At 61.1% G+C, this 16118-nt stretch carries 14 protein-coding genes; 11 read left to right on the forward strand and 3 right to left on the reverse strand.

What is annotated here, in order from left to right; genetic code table 11:
• Positions 1-12: 12 nt before the first annotated feature.
• Positions 13-1020 carry a hypothetical protein gene (locus tag SE16_RS11330; protein ID WP_054491705.1) on the reverse strand — a complete coding sequence of 336 codons (1008 nt, stop codon included), beginning with the start codon at positions 1018-1020 and terminating at the stop codon, positions 13-15.
• Between the two features lie 203 nt (positions 1021-1223).
• On the opposite strand from SE16_RS11330, the gene SE16_RS11335 reads away from it, so the two are divergent.
• From SE16_RS11335 to SE16_RS11385, 11 genes are all read left to right on the forward strand, one after another.
• Positions 1224-2201, forward strand: a complete 978-nt coding sequence (locus tag SE16_RS11335; RefSeq protein WP_054491706.1) for an ornithine carbamoyltransferase — start codon at positions 1224-1226, stop codon at positions 2199-2201.
• A gap of 49 nt (positions 2202-2250) precedes the next feature.
• Positions 2251-3204, forward strand: a complete 954-nt coding sequence (arcC, locus tag SE16_RS11340; RefSeq protein ID WP_054491707.1) for a carbamate kinase — start codon at positions 2251-2253, stop codon at positions 3202-3204.
• A gap of 135 nt (positions 3205-3339) precedes the next feature.
• Positions 3340-4299, forward strand: coding sequence for an NAD-dependent epimerase/dehydratase family protein (locus tag SE16_RS11345; protein ID WP_054491708.1), 960 nt, complete (start codon positions 3340-3342; stop codon positions 4297-4299).
• Complete coding sequence (locus SE16_RS11350; RefSeq protein ID WP_060687617.1) at positions 4296-5570, forward strand: glycosyltransferase 87 family protein; 1275 nt, start codon at positions 4296-4298, stop codon at positions 5568-5570. Before SE16_RS11345 ends, SE16_RS11350 begins: the two co-directional genes overlap by 4 nt.
• Entirely contained in the window at positions 5567-7144 is a 1578-nt protein-coding gene (locus SE16_RS11355; RefSeq protein WP_054493041.1) for a hypothetical protein, read from the forward strand. The genes SE16_RS11350 and SE16_RS11355 overlap by 4 nt, the downstream gene beginning before the upstream one ends.
• Positions 7084-7794, forward strand: coding sequence for a hypothetical protein (locus tag SE16_RS11360; protein ID WP_054493042.1), 711 nt, complete (start codon positions 7084-7086; stop codon positions 7792-7794). Before SE16_RS11355 ends, SE16_RS11360 begins: the two co-directional genes overlap by 61 nt.
• Positions 7795-7827: 33 nt before the next feature.
• Positions 7828-8205 (forward strand): nucleotidyltransferase family protein, encoded by a 378-nt coding sequence (locus SE16_RS11365; protein ID WP_054493043.1) that lies wholly within the window; start codon positions 7828-7830, stop codon positions 8203-8205.
• A 91-nt stretch (positions 8206-8296) separates the two neighbouring features.
• Positions 8297-8677, forward strand: coding sequence for a nucleotidyltransferase family protein (locus SE16_RS11370; protein WP_054493044.1), 381 nt, complete (start codon positions 8297-8299; stop codon positions 8675-8677).
• A gap of 49 nt (positions 8678-8726) precedes the next feature.
• Positions 8727-10016 (forward strand): threonine synthase, encoded by a 1290-nt coding sequence (locus SE16_RS11375; protein WP_054493045.1) that lies wholly within the window; start codon positions 8727-8729, stop codon positions 10014-10016.
• Positions 10017-10028: 12 nt separating this feature from the next.
• Positions 10029-10523: a nucleotidyltransferase domain-containing protein gene (locus tag SE16_RS11380; protein ID WP_054493046.1), complete on the forward strand. Its 495-nt coding sequence runs from the start codon at positions 10029-10031 to the stop codon at positions 10521-10523.
• A 66-nt stretch (positions 10524-10589) separates the two neighbouring features.
• Positions 10590-11969 (forward strand): PLP-dependent cysteine synthase family protein, encoded by a 1380-nt coding sequence (locus SE16_RS11385; protein WP_054493047.1) that lies wholly within the window; start codon positions 10590-10592, stop codon positions 11967-11969.
• 78 nt (positions 11970-12047) lie between these two features.
• Here the strand turns inward: SE16_RS11385 and SE16_RS11390 are convergent, their stop codons facing one another.
• Positions 12048-12509, reverse strand: a complete 462-nt coding sequence (locus SE16_RS11390) for an RpiB/LacA/LacB family sugar-phosphate isomerase (RefSeq protein ID WP_054493048.1) — start codon at positions 12507-12509, stop codon at positions 12048-12050.
• A gap of 103 nt (positions 12510-12612) precedes the next feature.
• Positions 12613-16032 carry a hypothetical protein gene (locus tag SE16_RS11395; protein WP_152918108.1) on the reverse strand — a complete coding sequence of 1140 codons (3420 nt, stop codon included), beginning with the start codon at positions 16030-16032 and terminating at the stop codon, positions 12613-12615.
• Positions 16033-16118: the final 86 nt, after the last annotated feature.

Raw genomic sequence — 16118 nt, forward strand, 5'->3', positions numbered from 1 at the left:
CCCCGCTCGGCTTCACTGCGCCCCCAGTGCCTCCCAGACCGGCGCCAGCACAACCTCCCACACGTCATCCACCGACTGCGTGGCCTCTTCCCACCCATCGGGCACGTCGGGGAAGGTGAGCGTCTGCCCCGTGAGCGTCTCCAAACGCGCGAACCCATCCACACTGTTCGCAAACGTCGGCGGGGGCGGTGCGCCGTCGTTCACAACCTGAAACACCCAGACCCCCGTGCCGTGCGTTTCGCCGTCTTCTTGCAACATGCGCACCCACTGCGCATGCGTGGGCGCGGTTTCGGGCAATTCGCGCGCCACAGCAAAAGCGCGCCCCTGCTCGGTGATGAACCAATGCTCGTAGTACATGCTTTCCGCCTCGGCGTACACATCCACGCCCAGGTGCTCGTTGTACTGTTTGATGAAGGGTTGCCCATCCGCGGCTTGCCGCAAAACAGCGGTCGTGCAGACCACCGCAACGCGCTCTTCCCGCAGGGGCGGCGTCAGCCCTTCATCCGGCTGGTAGCAGGCGTGCGGCGCAACCGAGACGGTAATGGGCGACCATGAACGCAAGGGAAGATGCCCAGCGATAAAACCGCGATTGTAAGCGACGGGCTTGGGGCGTGCGCGCCCATCCGGGGCTTCCACAGGCACAAATGCCGGCCATTCTTCATACGGCGGGTAGCGCCCAGCCAAAATCTCATCGTAGGTGACCACCGACGAAGACCACAGCCCCGTGATGGCGTAAATTTCCGGCGCGCTCAAACCGGTGTGGTAGAGCATATCGGTGGCGGTTGCCAGAAAAATGGCGTCGTATGCGCACGGCGGCGATAGGCGATACATCATCACGGCTTCCACGCCGGTGGTGTTGGTCAACGTCCACTCGGCGGGCGCAGGACATCCCGAAGCGGTAGCCGCCGCGGACGACGTCGGTGTCGGCGCAGGCGTCGGCGTCGCCGTTGCGAGCGGACGGCACGCCCCCACCACCAGCACAGCACACACCCACCACGCCATTGTGAAGACACGTCGCATAGAACGCCCTCCTTCATGCGGACTTCACGGCGCCAGACTATAAACAGGCTCGCCGCGGAGACAAGTCCCGCTGTTCAGCCAGTGCGCTTTGCCCAAGCAACGCCCTCGGTGATAGAATGGCGCTCCATTTGGTGCGCAGATGCGCCCGCCCAGCAGTCTGGTTGCGAAAATGCCCACACCTGAAACGCAAAACGGAGGACCCTATGCAAACGTACTTACGCGGTCGTGACCTCATCACCACGCAAGAATGGCGCAAAGAAGAGATTGAAACCCTGCTCGACGTCGCCTTTGACCTGAAGCGCAAACGCGCGCTTGGGCAACCGCACGCCTACTTGCGCGATAAAGTGCTGGCGATGCTCTTTTTCTTCACCAGCACCCGCACCCGCGCCAGTTTTGAAGCCGGCATGGCACAGTTGGGCGGGCACGCCGCTTTCATCGAATCGCGCACCACGCAAATCTCGCACGGCGACACCGCCAAGGAAATCGGCGAAATCCTGGGGCGCTACTTCGACGGCATTGCTATCCGCCAGTGCGATTGGGGCGTCGGCAACCGCTACATCCGCGAGGTGGCCGACGCCAGCCGCGTGCCGGTGCTCAACATGCAATGCGACATCTACCACCCCTTCCAAATCCTCGCCGACCTGATGACCATCATCGAAAAGAAAGGCGACCCGCGCGGCAAAACCATCACCGTCTCGTGGGCGTATGCGTCCAGTTATCAGAAGCCGCTTAGCGTGCCGCAGTCGCTCATCCTGTTGATGACCCGCTTTGGCATGAACGTGCGCCTCGTCCATCCCCCCGAATACAAACTCATGCCCGACATTGTGGAACAAGCCGCCGAAAACGCCCGCAAGCATGGCGGTTCGCTGGAACTCATGGACGATTTCGATGCCGGCTTCAAAGACGCCGACGTGGTCTATCCCAAATCGTGGGGATGCTGGCTCACCACCGAAGACCCCGAAGAAAGCGCCCGCATTGGGCAAAAGTACACCGACTGGATTGCCGATGAACGCCGCATGGCGCTCGCCAAACCCGACGCCATTTACATGCACTGCCTGCCCGCGGACCGCAACATTGAAGTGACCGACGGCGTTATTGATGGTCCGCAAAGCGTGGTGTACGATGAAGCCGAAAACCGCTTGCACGTGCAAAAAGCCGCTATGGCGCTCACCATGGCATAATCCCAAAAAACAACCTGCATTTTGATGCAACAAGGAGGTTGCAAAGCCTATGAACGATCGTCAAAAACCCGTTGCCGTCGTCGCGATTGGCGGAAACTCGCTCATCAAGGACAAAGAGCACACCGCTGTTCGCTACCAGTGGGAGGCGGTGCGCGAAACCGCCACCCACATCGCCGAAATGATTGCCCAGGGGTGGACCGTCATCGTCACGCACGGAAACGGTCCGCAAGTTGGGTTTATTTTGCGCCGTAATGAACTCGCCGCCCACGAAGTCCACACCACCCCGCTCGACCTCATCGTTGCCGATACGCAAGGCTCTATCGGCTACATGCTCCAACAGGCGCTCGACAACGAATTTGCGCGGCGCGGGCTCTATCGGCGCGCCTTCACCATCGTCACCCAGGTGCTGGTAGACCGCGACGACCCCGCCTTCCAGAACCCCACCAAGCCCATCGGGGGTTTCCTCACCAAAGAAGAAGCCGAACGCTTTGCCGCCGAAGGCTGGCCGGTGGTCGAAGACGCCGGGCGCGGCTGGCGGCGCGTGGTTGCTTCGCCGCAACCCAAAGCCATTCTTGAAGAAAACGCCATCCGCGCCGCCGCCGAAGAAGGGTGGATTGTGATTGCGGTGGGCGGCGGCGGTATTCCCGTCGTGCGCAACGAGAAGGGGGAACTGCGCGGCGTGCCCGCCGTGATTGACAAAGACCGCGCGTCAAGCCTGCTGGCGCGCTCCATCAAAGCCGACCTCTTCCTGATTTCGACCGGCGTGGAAAAGGTGGCGCTGCACTTCAACACCCCTCAACAGCGCGACCTCGACCGCGTGACGGTCTCCGAATTGCGCCGCTACATGGCCGAAGGGCATTTCGCCCCCGGCTCGATGCTCCCCAAAATCGAAGCCGTCATCGAATACATGGAAGCCGGCGGCAAACACGCCATCATCACTAATCCGCCCAACATTGTGCGCGCGCTGAACGGTGAAACAGGCACGCACATTGTGCACGGCTAACCACGCCACCCAACGGCAGCGGGGCGAGCGCGACTCGCCCCGTTCTGTTTTGAAAAACGTCAGGGCTCTTGCTTCCACCTTCATCTGCGGTATAGTCTTGCCCATCACAAGGCAATGCAAGGAGGCTGATGGCTCATGCGCATTTTGGTGACCGGCGCCGCGGGATTTATCGGGAGTCGGCTCAGCCGCGCCCTGCTGGAACGCGGCGATACCGTTGTCGGGCTGGACAATTTCAACCCGTATTACCCCGTCGAACACAAACGGCGCAACGTCGCCGACCTGACGCCGCACACGCGCTTCACACTCATCGAAGGCGACTTCCGCAACGCCGCCCTGGTTCATGACCTGTTCGCCCGCCACCACTTTGACGCCGTCGCACACCTGGGCGCAATGGCCGGCGTGCGCTATTCACGCACCCGCCCCCATCTCTACACCGAGGTCAATCTGGTGGGCACCATCAACATCTTTGAAGCCGCCCGCGAACACCAAACCCCCAACGTGGTCTATGCCTCAACTTCCTCGGTGTACGGCAACACGGCGCGCATTCCCTTCCAGGAAGACGACGCCGCCGACCATCCGCTGGCACCCTATCCCGCCAGCAAACGCGCCTGCGAACTCTATGCGTACAGTTATCACAACCTCTGGGGCATGAACCTGACCGGGCTGCGCTTTTTCAGCGTGTACGGTCCACATGGTCGCCCCGACATGATGCCCTGGCGCTGGACGGAACAAATTTTGCGGGGCGAACCGCTCACCCTCTACAACGGCGGCCGCCTCAGCCGCGATTGGACCTACATTGACGACATCGTGCAGGGCGTCATCGCCGCCCTCGACCGCCCGCTGGGCTACGAAATCATCAACCTCGGCGCGGGGCACCCGATCGAAAACCTGCGCTTTGTCGCCCGTCTGGAAGAACTGTTGGGGCGGCAAGCCATCATCCAGGACGTTCCCGTGCCCCCCACCGAAGCCCTGCACACCTACGCCGACATCTCCAAAGCGCGCCGCCTGCTCGATTACAACCCAACCGTGCCCGTGGAAGAAGGCTTGGCGCGTTTTGTCGAATGGTATCAACGCAACGTCTTGGGGAAGGCATGAGCACGCAGGTGCAAAGCCGCATTCGTCTGCAACGACCACCCTGGACGCTCCTGGTGCTGGTGGTGCTTTTTCGGCTGGGGACGCTCCTCTTGCTGCGCCCCGGCGGCTTTGTGTACGACTTCTCCGATTACGGGTGGTATCGCCAAATGGCGCAGTATTCCAACGAAGGGTTTTACCCCTTCATCCACTACTGGATGGAATACCCGCCGCCGTTTCCCTGGCTGAATGTGCTTGTCTATCGGCTCAGTCTCTGGCTGCCCCCCGCGCTGGACGCCCGCCTTTGGCACCACTGGCTGTTAGGGCTGGCGCTTCTGCCTTTCGACATCGGCATTCTGGCGCTTTTGCACACCCTGGCGCGCGCATTGCACGGGCGCGGCTTTGCGCTTTGGGTGGCAAGCGTGTACGCCCTGCTCTTCATTCCGCTTTACACATGGGCGGGCTGGTTCGACAGCATGGCGGTTTTCATGCTGCTCCTCGCCGTCTGGCTGATTCTGGCTGAGCGCCCGGCGTGGGCTGGTTTTGCGTTGGGCGTGGGGTTTTTGGTCAAAGTCTCGCCCATTTTGCCCATCGTGGTCGCTGTGCAACGCTTTCGCCAGCCTGAACAGGGCTGGCGGGGCTGGGTAAGCCGCGCCAATGTGCGCCTGGTGCTCGCCCTTGCCGCCAGCCTCGCCGCGTTGAGCCTGCCCTGGCTCTGGCTGAACGCGGACATGTTCCTGGCAACCTTTCGCTCACTTACCGGGCGCTCATCGTGGGAGACCATCTGGGCGTTGCTGTCGGGCTACTTTGGCTACGGCGTCGTCAGCCCCGAACGGTTTATCCCCGCCCCGCCCCAAGCCATTCACCCCGAACGGGTGCCCGGCGTGCTCATCCTGTTCATCACCGCGCTTTTTGGGTTCTGGCTCTGGACGCGCCCCCTCGACTGGAAACAGCCGCGTGTGCAAATTGGCTTTCATGCGCTGACGCTTTCCATGTTCTTGCTGGCAAGCCCCGGCTGGAGCCCGCAATTTCTCACGTGGGTGTTGCCCTGGGTGTTGCTCGTCATGCCCCTGGCGCCTTCACCACACCAACGGCTGACGCCCGCCTGGCACGCTGTTGGGCTGGCGCTGCTGCTTTCGGTGGTCAACACGCTGGAATGGCTCTATTTTCCTCTGTGGTCGGCGTATCCGCTCGTGCTGGCGCTCATCGTCATCATCCGCACGGCGGGGCTGGCGTGGCTTGCATGGCACGCCTGGCGGCTCTGCCGGGAAACAACAAGGAGCAGTGTCGCATGAAGAACCGTGCCACAACCGACGGCCGTATCGCGCTCCATCTTGCGTTCCTTGTGCTGGCGGCCACCATGTTCTTGTGGAGCGGTCGCCTGCATTCGAGCGATGGCTTTGCCATGTACGCCGTCAACGACAGCCTGGTGCGCTATGGGCGCTACGACATCGAACAACTGCACTGGATGGACATCCAGCAAGGCACTTATGGCCGCGGCGGCTGGCTCTATTCGCGCAAGGGGCTGGGCACCAGCATGGCGGGCTTTCCGCTGACCGTGCTGGGCTTCGTCCTGCCCGGTCTTGGGCCTGTGCAAACATCCCTGCTTCTCGCTCCCCTGCTGACGGCGCTCAGCGCAGCCTTGCTCTACCTGGCGGCGCGGCGCGCCTTCCCCCATACACCACGCGCCGCCGCCTGGCTTGCCACTGTGGCATGGGCGCTTGGGAGCGTCGCCTGGCCCTACACGAAAACGTTTTTCAGCGAACCGCTGGTTGCGCTGGCAACCATTGGCGCTTTTGAGCGCCTGCTGGCGCTGCGCGACCACCCACAGAGTCGCCGCGCTGCGTTCGGCATTGGCGCATGGGTCGGTCTGGGCATTGTGACGCGCTCCGCCCACGCCATTGTTGCGCCCTTTTTTGCCCTGACGGCGCTCTTCATCACCTGGCCGCGCGACCTTCCCCCTCGCGACATCGTGCGCCGCTGGCGCGCGCTGCCGTGGGGCGTCTGGTTGAGTGCGGCATGGCCGCTGATGGTGGCGCTGGGGCTTGTGCTGGGCTACAACTGGGCGCGCTTCGGCAACCCCTTTGAGAGTGGCTACCTTGATTTTGAAACGTTCAGCGCCAACTGGCTGATTGGCATCAGTGGGCAACTCATTTCGCCGGGGCGCGGGTTGCTCTGGTATGTGCCGTGGCTGGTGCTTCTGCCGCTGGGTGTGCGTGCGGCATGGCGGCGCGCGCCTGAGGGAACAGGTGTGGCGCTTGGCGTGTTCGCGGCGTATGTCCTGCTCTACGGCAAATGGTACATGTGGAGCGGCGGCTCGGCGTGGGGTCCGCGTTTTCTCGTGCCCACTGTGCCCTTGCTGGCGTGGCTGTCCACCCCCATCGCCGCGCGCCGCCCCCGGTTGTTGGGGCTGTTTGTCTTGCTGGGTATCGGCGTGAATGCGGTGGCATGCTGTGGGATTTCGACATCCACGAAGCATGGCTCGCCAATCTGGGCTTTGAACCGTACGCGCTGCCAACGTTTTTTGAAGCGCAGTACGCCCAAATCCCCAACATGGTGCGCCTGGGGCTGCACGCCCCGCTCGACGTTGCCTGGGTGCCGACGACGACCATCCACCCGCCCACCTTGCTCGCGGCAAGTGTGGTCAGCCTGCTGGCGTTCGCCACAGCCGTCGCCAGCCTGGAACGCCCCCGACGGCAAACCGTCGCACTCATCGGGCTGGTCATCGCCGCCACATGGGGGCTGCTCTGGCAAGCCCACGAAGCCCAATCGCCGCATTACGCCGCGGTGGCGGCAACTATCGAACGCATGCCGTCCGCGCGCCTGCGCATCTGGCAAGATGGCCCACCCGGCACCGAACTCTTTTTGAACCACTACCGCGGGCGTGCGCCCATTCTGGGCGCCAATGTCGCCGGGAGCGACCTGCCCGCGCTGGAAGCCACGCGCGTGTTCGATCAAGTGGAAGAGCCGCGCGCCCTCTGGATTGTGAGCGATGGTCCCTCACGGGCGGCCAATGCGCTCGACAAAGTGGCATCCACGCGCAAAGCGTTTGTTGATGAAATCACCTTCGAGGACGTGCGCGCCACCTTCTACTTCGACAGCGCCACCTGGCACGCAACCGACATCAACACGCCCCTGGCGTTGGACGGCCAACCGACCTTGCACCTGCAAACCGTCGCCTTCACCCCCTCTCCCGACCTCGGCATCATCGGCGCGCGTCTGACATGGCGCGTGCTAGCATCTCCAGGCGAACCTGTGCAAACCTTTGTGCACCTGTTCAACGAACAGGGTGAAAAAGTCGCCCAACATGACGGCGCGGCGCAAAACGGCTGGCGGTCGGCCGAAACGTGGCAAGTGGGCGACGTGCTGACCGACACGCATGCCATTCGTGTGGCGACACTGCCGCCCGGCACATACACCGTGGTGGTGGGCTTCTACCGTCTGCGCGACATCGCGCCCTTGACAACGCCCGACGGCGCGGGTAGCCTCACAGTAGGCACCATCACCATCGCACCCTGACGCCCGATTTGATTGCTCAGCCAAGGGGCGCTTATGACGCACCCGCTCACACCCGAACAACTGGCGCGCTACCGCGAAACGTACCGCAAGCGGCGCGAAGCGCGCGCCCGCGCGCTGGCGGCGCGGCGCGAGCAGGCGTGGGCTGAGGCGCGGAAGGCGGCGCGCCTGCTCAAAGAAGAATTTGGCGCGCAACGAGTCGTGCTCTTCGGCTCGCTGGTACGTGAGGGTGGCCGCTTCTTCGATGAACGCTCCGACATTGACCTAGCGGTGTGGGGTCTTGCGCCGGAGCACTTTTTTGACGCTTGGGCGGCGGTTGAGCGGGCGACAAGCCAGCCTTTCGATTTGGTGGACGGGGCTCACGCTTCCGCCAGTCTGCTTGAAGTGATTGAAGCCGAAGGGGTGGCATTGTGACCTACGTAGCCTTGGCGGCACGCCTGCAACGTGAACTGGCCGATTTGGCCCGTGTGGTAGAACGGGTGCAGATACACTTCGGCGAAACACCATGAGCCACCACATCTCTCCCGAACAACTGGCGCGCTACCGCGAAACGCACCGCAAGCGGCGCGAAGCGCGCGCCCGCGCGCTGGCGGCACGGCGCGAGCAGGCGTGGGCTGAGGCGCGGAAGGCGGCGCGCCTGCTCAAAGAAGAATTTGGCGCGCAACGAGTCGTGCTCTTCGGCTCGCTGGTACGTGAGGGTGGCCGCTTCTTCGATGAGCGCTCCGACATTGACCTGGCGGTGTGGGGCATGGGCTGGCGTGATCTGCTCCGCGCATGGAGCCGCCTCAACGCGTCCCCCTTCACCTTTGCTTTTGATGTCATGCTCATTGAAGACGCGCGTCCCTCGTTGCGCGAGCGTATCGAACACGAGGGGGTGAACCTATGACCGGGACGCTGCTTTTCAACATTGACCGCTCTCGACGAGGAGAACGCGCATGACGCATAAGCCCCTACCAGCGCCGACCGCTTACGACGCCATCACCGCCCTGCGCTGCCTCATCTGCGGCGCGGAATACGCCCCCGGCGAGGTGCGCTATGTCTGCCCGCACCACGGCACCGAAGGCATCCTCGATGTGGTGTACGACTACGCCGCCATCGCCGCCCACACCGACCGCGACGCTCTGACGGCAAACCACCGCCGCGACATGTGGCGCTATCTGCCACTGCTTCCCATTGCCGAGCCGCGTTTCATCCCCCCGCTTGACGTGGGATGGACGCCGCTCTACCACGCCCCACGCCTGGGCGCCCTGCTCGGCCTCCCCAACCTTTGGGTGAAGGACGATGGGCGCAATCCCACCGCCTCGTTCAAAGACCGCGCCAGCGCGCTGGCGGTTGTCAAAGCCCAGGAAGCCAACGCGCGCACCATCACCACCGCCAGCAGCGGGAACGCCGCCGCCGCCTTGGCGGGCATGGCCGCCGGGGTTGGGCTGGAAAGCGTGATTTTTGTGCCGGCCAGCGCCCCGCAAGCCAAAATTGCGCAACTGCTCATCTACGGCGCGACGGTTGTGCTCGTTGAAGGCACCTACGACCAGGCGTTCGACCTCTGCATTGCAGCCGCCAACCAGCAGGGGTGGTACTGCCGCAACACCGCCTACAACCCTTACATGACCGAAGGCAAGAAAACCGCCGCCTACGAAATCGCCGAGCAGATGGGCTGGGAAGCGCCCGACCGTGTGTTCGTGGCGGTTGGCGATGGCTGTATCATCGGGGGGCTGCACAAAGGCTTTGCCGATTTGCACGCGCTCGGCTGGATTGAGCGCATGCCCCGCCTGATGGGTGTGCAGGCGGAAGGTAGCGCCGTGCTCTACGAGGCGTGGCGGCGCGGCGTGAACGAGATTCGCCCGATTGTGCCCCACACGATTGCCGACAGCATCAGCGTGGGCGTCCCGCGCGACCGCCTGAAAGCCCTGCGCGCTGTGCGCCAGACGGACGGCGCGTTTGTCGTCGTCTCCGATGAGGAGATTTTGGCCGCCATGCGCGACCTCGCCCGCCTGACGGGTGTTTTCGCCGAGCCGGCGGCGGCCGCGGCGGTTGCAGGGGTGCGCCGCGCTCTGGCTGACGGGCAGGTGGGGCGCGATGAGCGCGTGGTGGTTGTCATCACCGGCAACGGGCTGAAAGACATCCCCGCCGCCATGCGTGCGGTTGAAGGCGAGGGCAAAGCGGTGCGCCTGCCACCGACGGTGGACGCGCTGATGGCGTGGTTGCATGTTCAAGAGAAAGACTAACACGCGAAACGTATGCACTCACCGAAAGGCGAGCCACCTTCGGGCACAAACCAATCTCACTATGACGACCAACTCGCAGCGCTAGCGGCCCGCTACGACCTTATCGCCATCTACGCGTTCGGCAGCCGCGCCAAAGAAGCCGCTGCGGTGGTGCGCGGCGAACAGGCGCGCCTTTCCCGCGACACACCGTCCGACCTGGATATTGGCGTTGTGCCGCGTATGGGGCGGCGGCTCTCGCTGGACGAAAAAGTCAAACTGGCGCTGGCACTGGAAGACCTGTTCGACGTGCCGCGCGTGGACCTCGTCGTTGCGCCCGACGTCTCCATCTGGCTGGCGGTGGACATTGTGCACGGCGAGTTGCTCTACACGCCCGACCCGGTCGCCGAAGCCGAATACCAGCTCTATGTGCTGGCGCGTGCGAACGACCTCTATCCGTGGTCTCGCGAAGCCATTGAAGCGTTCAAACGAGAAGGCATTTTTGGGAAGAAAAACGATGACGCCCGGTAAGATTCAGGCCAAAATTGTGCGCGAACGCTTGCTGTGGATTGCCGACATGTAAAACAAGGAGCGCCTATGTCCACCCAACCGTCCATCATCCCCGGCCCAACCTACGCCGAAATGTTACACCCGCTCAAACTGCCGCGCGACCTGCGCGAGCGTGTAGCCGCCGTCCAGGATGAGTTCGACCCGCTCAACCTCTTCCGCATCACCTGGAAGCCCGACGGGCTGAGCGTGCACCACGTGGTGCTCCCACCCCAATTGACGGGCGTGGCCTGCAACATCATCGTCATGTTGGGCGACCACTTTCCCAGCGGCAGCCACAAAGTCGGGCCGGCGTATGCCACGCTGGCCGAAGCCGAGGCCTTTGAAGGGTTGCGCCCCGGCCAGAAAACTATTGTGGGACCGAGCACGGGCAACTTCGGCATCGGCACGGCGTATGTGGCGCGGCTGAAAGGCTACCGCGCGCTGGTCGTCATGCCCGACGACATGAGCGACGAACGCTATGAGCGCATTCGGCGCTACGGGGGCGACCTCGACCTGACGCCCGGCACCGAAAGCGACGTCATCCTCACGCTGGAACGCACACACACGCACTACATGCGCAATCCTGAGTACAAAGTGCTGGCGCAATTCGAGTTGCTGCCCAACTACCGCTTTCATCGCTACGTCACGGGCAATTCGGCGCTGGAAGTGGCGCGGCAATACGGCAATGGGCGCGTGGCGGCGTTCGTCAGCGCACCGGGCAGCGCCGGCACGATCGCCGCCGGCGATGAAATCAAGCACACCTTCCCCGATGCGGTGGTGGTGGCGCTCGAACCGCGCGAATGCCCGACGCTCTTCAACGGCGGGCAGGGCGTGCACCGCATCGAAGGCATTGGCGACAAAATGGTGACGCTCATCCACAACGTGCTCACCACCGACTACGTGATGCTCATCCACGATGAGGATACCATCCGCGGCACCAAAGTGCTGCAAGACGGCACCGATGTACTCGTGGAGCAGTTGGGTGTGCCGCGCGAAGCCGCCGAAGCCCTGCGCGGGCACTTTGGCCCGAGCGGGGTCTGCAATGTGATTGGCGCGATCAAAACCGCCAAACTGTTGGGGCTGGGGCCAGGCGAGAATGTGGTCACCATCGCCACCGACGGCTTCGACCGCTACCCCAGCGTCATGCGCGATTTGGAAGCGCGTTGGGGGCGTCCCATCACAACCGACGACCTGGAACTGTGGGCAAAAGCCGTCTTCCTGGGGGCGACGACGCAAGAGGTGCTGGACGTGCGCGGAACGCGCCAAAAGCAGCGCCTACACGAGATGAAGAAAGCCCTCTGGAAACACTTCGGATACGATGAGGAATATCTGGACCGCATGCTGACACCGGATTTTTGGGAAGCCGAGTATGCGCGCATTGCCGAGATAGACGCCGCGATTGCAGCGGGGCGTAGCCAGGCTGTCTGATACCCCCAACACCATCATGCAAAAACGCGCCGCGGGAAGAGCTCCGCGGCGCGTTTTGTGTGCCTCTTCACTCGCCTCTTATTCGCCACTGCTGAACTCAGCCTCCAGCGCGCGAATACGCGCCATCTGTTGCAGATTCCACTCATCCTCTGAAAAGGGCGTCTCGAACCAGGCATCCAAAATTTCCTTGGCAATGGGGATTGACGTCGCACGCAAACTGAGCGCCAAAACGTTGGCATGATTCCAAATACGCGCACCACGCGCCGTTTCGGCATCATGGCAGAGCGCAGCACGAATACCGCGCACCTTATTCGCGGCAATGCTTGCGCCCGTCCCCGTCCAACAACAGACAATGGCCTCGTCCGCTTCACCATTGACAACAGCGCGCGCTGCGCGACTGCTCGCCAGGGGCCAATCTACGTCGGGGTCGTTTTCGGCAATGGCGCCGAAGAGGAGCACCTCATGGCCGCGTTCACGCAATTCGCGAATGAGAAAATCGGTCAATTCCGTGCGTTCGTCACTGCTCAAGGCAATGCGCATCGTCCACCTCCCTCGCTCATCGCTTGTAGAAGCCTCCCCAACTGTAGCACAAACGGGGCGACCATCAAGGCCGCCCCGTATCGCGCGAAGTCAGCGCCAATGTTTAGCGGATAACCAGCGGGAGATAGATGGCATACGTTGTTGGCTGCAAGAACACCCCCTTGCGCGTGCTAGCCGTCACATTGCCCGCTTGGTCAACCGCTTGCACGAAGAACGAAACCGATGATTGATCAACAGGCAACGTCCCAACCCACAACCTCGAAGCGTCATCATAACTGAGTGGCAGCGAGCGCCAGGCGCCGTCGGTATCCAAATACGTCACATACACACGATACAGTGGTGCCGTTTCATTGTCGGGATCATAGGCATTCACCGCAAAAGTCACCGTGTTCTGGAACTGTACCGCTTCGACTTGCCAGATGGCGGGGGGCGTCCAGTCATCACTGGTCGAATAGAAGATTTGCGTTTGAGCGTAGGTGTACAGCCGCTCGGAGTCTGTTTCAGCGTTGTATTGCCCCGCCACGAATGTGAGATAATCGCGGTCGCCAAAGCGGTTGACGTAGAACGGTTTATCGGGATACCACCCCGGCACATCGAACGCCGGCTCAGGCAAGGTCACATCAGTAACAGGGCGCGTGATATAGGGGTCGAAATTTTTGAACGTGGTGTATTCGGCTTCGATAAGCACAATGCCATGCGGTTCCCCCGCTGCCTGCGCCAGCGGTGTGGCAATTAAGGGTTGAACCGGCAACCCGGGGCTGCTTTGCACCACGCCATCGGCGCTGAAATAGGTGCCCAGCGAGGTCGTTCCGCTGAAGGCTTCATGTGCTTGCAAGGTGGGCGTAATCGTTGCCGTGAGCACCTGCAAGCCCGTCGTGCTTTGCGGCACTCTGGTTGCTGGTGCAAACGAGACGGGCGAAGAAGCCGCCTCAACGTCTGCCATCGTTGCTTTTGTGTTGAAGACAAGGCGCGTCATGGGCAAACCGTAAAGCGTGGCCTCGGCTAACGATTTTTCATCATAGAGACCAAACCCACCACTGGGGAGCGTGCCGACATAGCGTTGCTTGGCAAGTCGCCAGGCATCACCAACCGTTGTCACGGTAGGATCTGTAAGCACGTCTGCAAAAGTTGCCATCAAGCGCTCTGAGAAGGCGATAGAGTCATCCATGCCGTAGCCATACCCCGTATTGGCAAACCAAAGCGATTGGCGCTGCGCCATCGCCTGCGGGAAATCTGGGCTGGTGGCGCCGGCACTCGGCTGTACATCGCGGTCAACCACGTTGAAGCCGCTATGGCAGCCCATCGAAAACGCCAGTATGTTGACAAAGGTCGCGTTGACGACATCCGTATTCAAGAAGGGGGGCGAGGTCGTCAACGCCGGGTAGGCTTCAAAGTGTGCAAAGTGCGCGTTAATCGAAGCCAGGTCAGGTTGGGGGGTCTTCTGCGTCCAGACGTTCCGCAAATCGGCATTATTCCATGTCTCCCCAACGAGCGGCGTGATTGGAAGCCCCAACGAAGCCAGCGTATTGCTGATATGTTCAGCACTATCGGTCAGGAAATCGTAGCCTGTCACGGTCGCATTCGTCACCGTGATGACCCCACCCGTGGCGATGAAGTTTTGCACAACGCCCTCTATTTCGCCGGGCGTCTCAATCAAGCGCCCCACGGCGACATCGGGCAGGGCAAATGCACGATTGCGCCAATAGAGAGGGTCGCGGTCGCCATAGATGTCGTCCGAGAGGATGAAGCCCCCCGCCAACGCTGCACGCAACGCGCTCAGGTTAAGGCGCGCTTCTCCTTCGTAGGTGCGCTCATTGGCGATAGTTGTTTCGTCGAGAATACGGCGGAATGGCACAATCTCATCATTCCCCACAATCACAACAGACTTGATAGATGGGTAGGCTTCCAGGTAGGGCACAATAATCGTCTGCCAGATTGCCTCAACAGGCAGGTTGGCGCTTGCCGGATTGCAATAGTCGCTATTCCATGTTTCGTAAGCGCCAACCACCGCCGGCTCGGTTTCAACCGGATAGACCACTCCCTTCACTTGGGACTGGTCAGCCAACAGGTTGAGAGTGGTCCATAGGTTCAGTGTTTGGGTATACCCATACACGGCAGCCAGACGTTCAAAATTGCTGACAATGAGCGTCTCAGGCGGCGTGGCTTGTGTACCCGTGTAGACCGGGAACTGTGCTGTTATGGGTGGGTTGGGTGCCGTCCACGCACACATTTGGAGACTCAGCGGCGTGACCTGGATATCAAGCGCATAGGGTGATGTGCGGTTGTAGACGCCATTATCGCCTAAAATCAGGATGTAGTAGGTGCCAGGGGTGAGGGCGAGCGTGGATGCTTGCTCATCGAGTGTACCTGGATTGGCGGAGATGGCACTTATCCTTCCTATTGCGCTAATACGACCTATCGCGCTTATCCTTCCTATTGCACTAATTCGGCCTATCGCACTAATACGTCCTATCGCGCTAATACGCCCGGCTGCATCAACCTGCGAATTATCTCCCAACTCACCTAACACTTGTGTATCGCTTATCGCTGGCTCAGACAAATCACCAAAAAGAAACAAATCGTAATCTTCCGCCAAATTACTCAGAGTCACCGTGATCAATGAGGCGGTTTGGACATCCAGACGATACCAGTCTATGTCTTCTTCAGAACTGATGTAGGCGTTGTACAGCGCATTCGGCAACAAGGGGTAGGCGTCCTCCCATGTATCGTTTGGCTCATACGGGTCAACAAATCCCCCTTGTTGGTTCACAAAAGTAGTGTTGACAATCGCATACAACCCGCCATTACTACCACTCCCTACAATATGCAGCGCCCCGCGAAACGGCGGCGGAACATCCTTTGCGTGGATAACCAATTGCTGATTGGGGAAAATGGTCCGCTGAAACGAGCCGTAAAACGAACCATCTTCATTGTATAACGAAAACGTGAGCGTATCTGTGAATATCGAGTAGAGGTAGAGGAACGATTCCTGCTCAGACGTTTGATCAAAGTAGGGTATTTCGAGCGCCGGCACACCAGCAATGCCCGCCGTCCCATTATAGGCGGCACGCGATTGCCCATCATCATTCACTACCGTACTCATGAGCGCCGGCACTGTCGTCGTTGTCGGCGAAAATAGATTGAACCAGGCCGTACCTTGCCATGCATCGGGCAAAAAGGCGACATTTGAGAGGTCTTCTTCAATCAGCCCAGTCCCACTGAAATCATAGAATTGTGAGCCGGCGGGGTTTCCATTCATTTCCGAATAATCTACGGTCAGCGTCAACGGAAACGTCAGGCCGCTGCGCTGATACGAATACGGGTAAAGAATATCTTGCGGAATGCGATATGTCGTCCAGATGGAGTCAAGCGGTTCACCCCCCGTACCTTTTGAAAGCCACCCCAAAAATGCGCCTTGATACACATCATATGCCCCTATGCTGGAAACAGCGAAGGCGTCACCTGTTTCGGGCACATTGAGCACAACCCCTACAGGCGCTACATAGGCTGTCAAATCATCCATCAGCGCCATCCACCCTTGAAAACCTGAGGGGATGCCTGGAATCATGCACAAATCGAAAATATCGTTTCCCAACGGGGGCATGGCAT

Source organism: Ardenticatena maritima, from assembly GCF_001306175.1.
GTDB classification, from domain to species: Bacteria; Chloroflexota; Anaerolineae; order Ardenticatenales; family Ardenticatenaceae; genus Ardenticatena; species Ardenticatena maritima.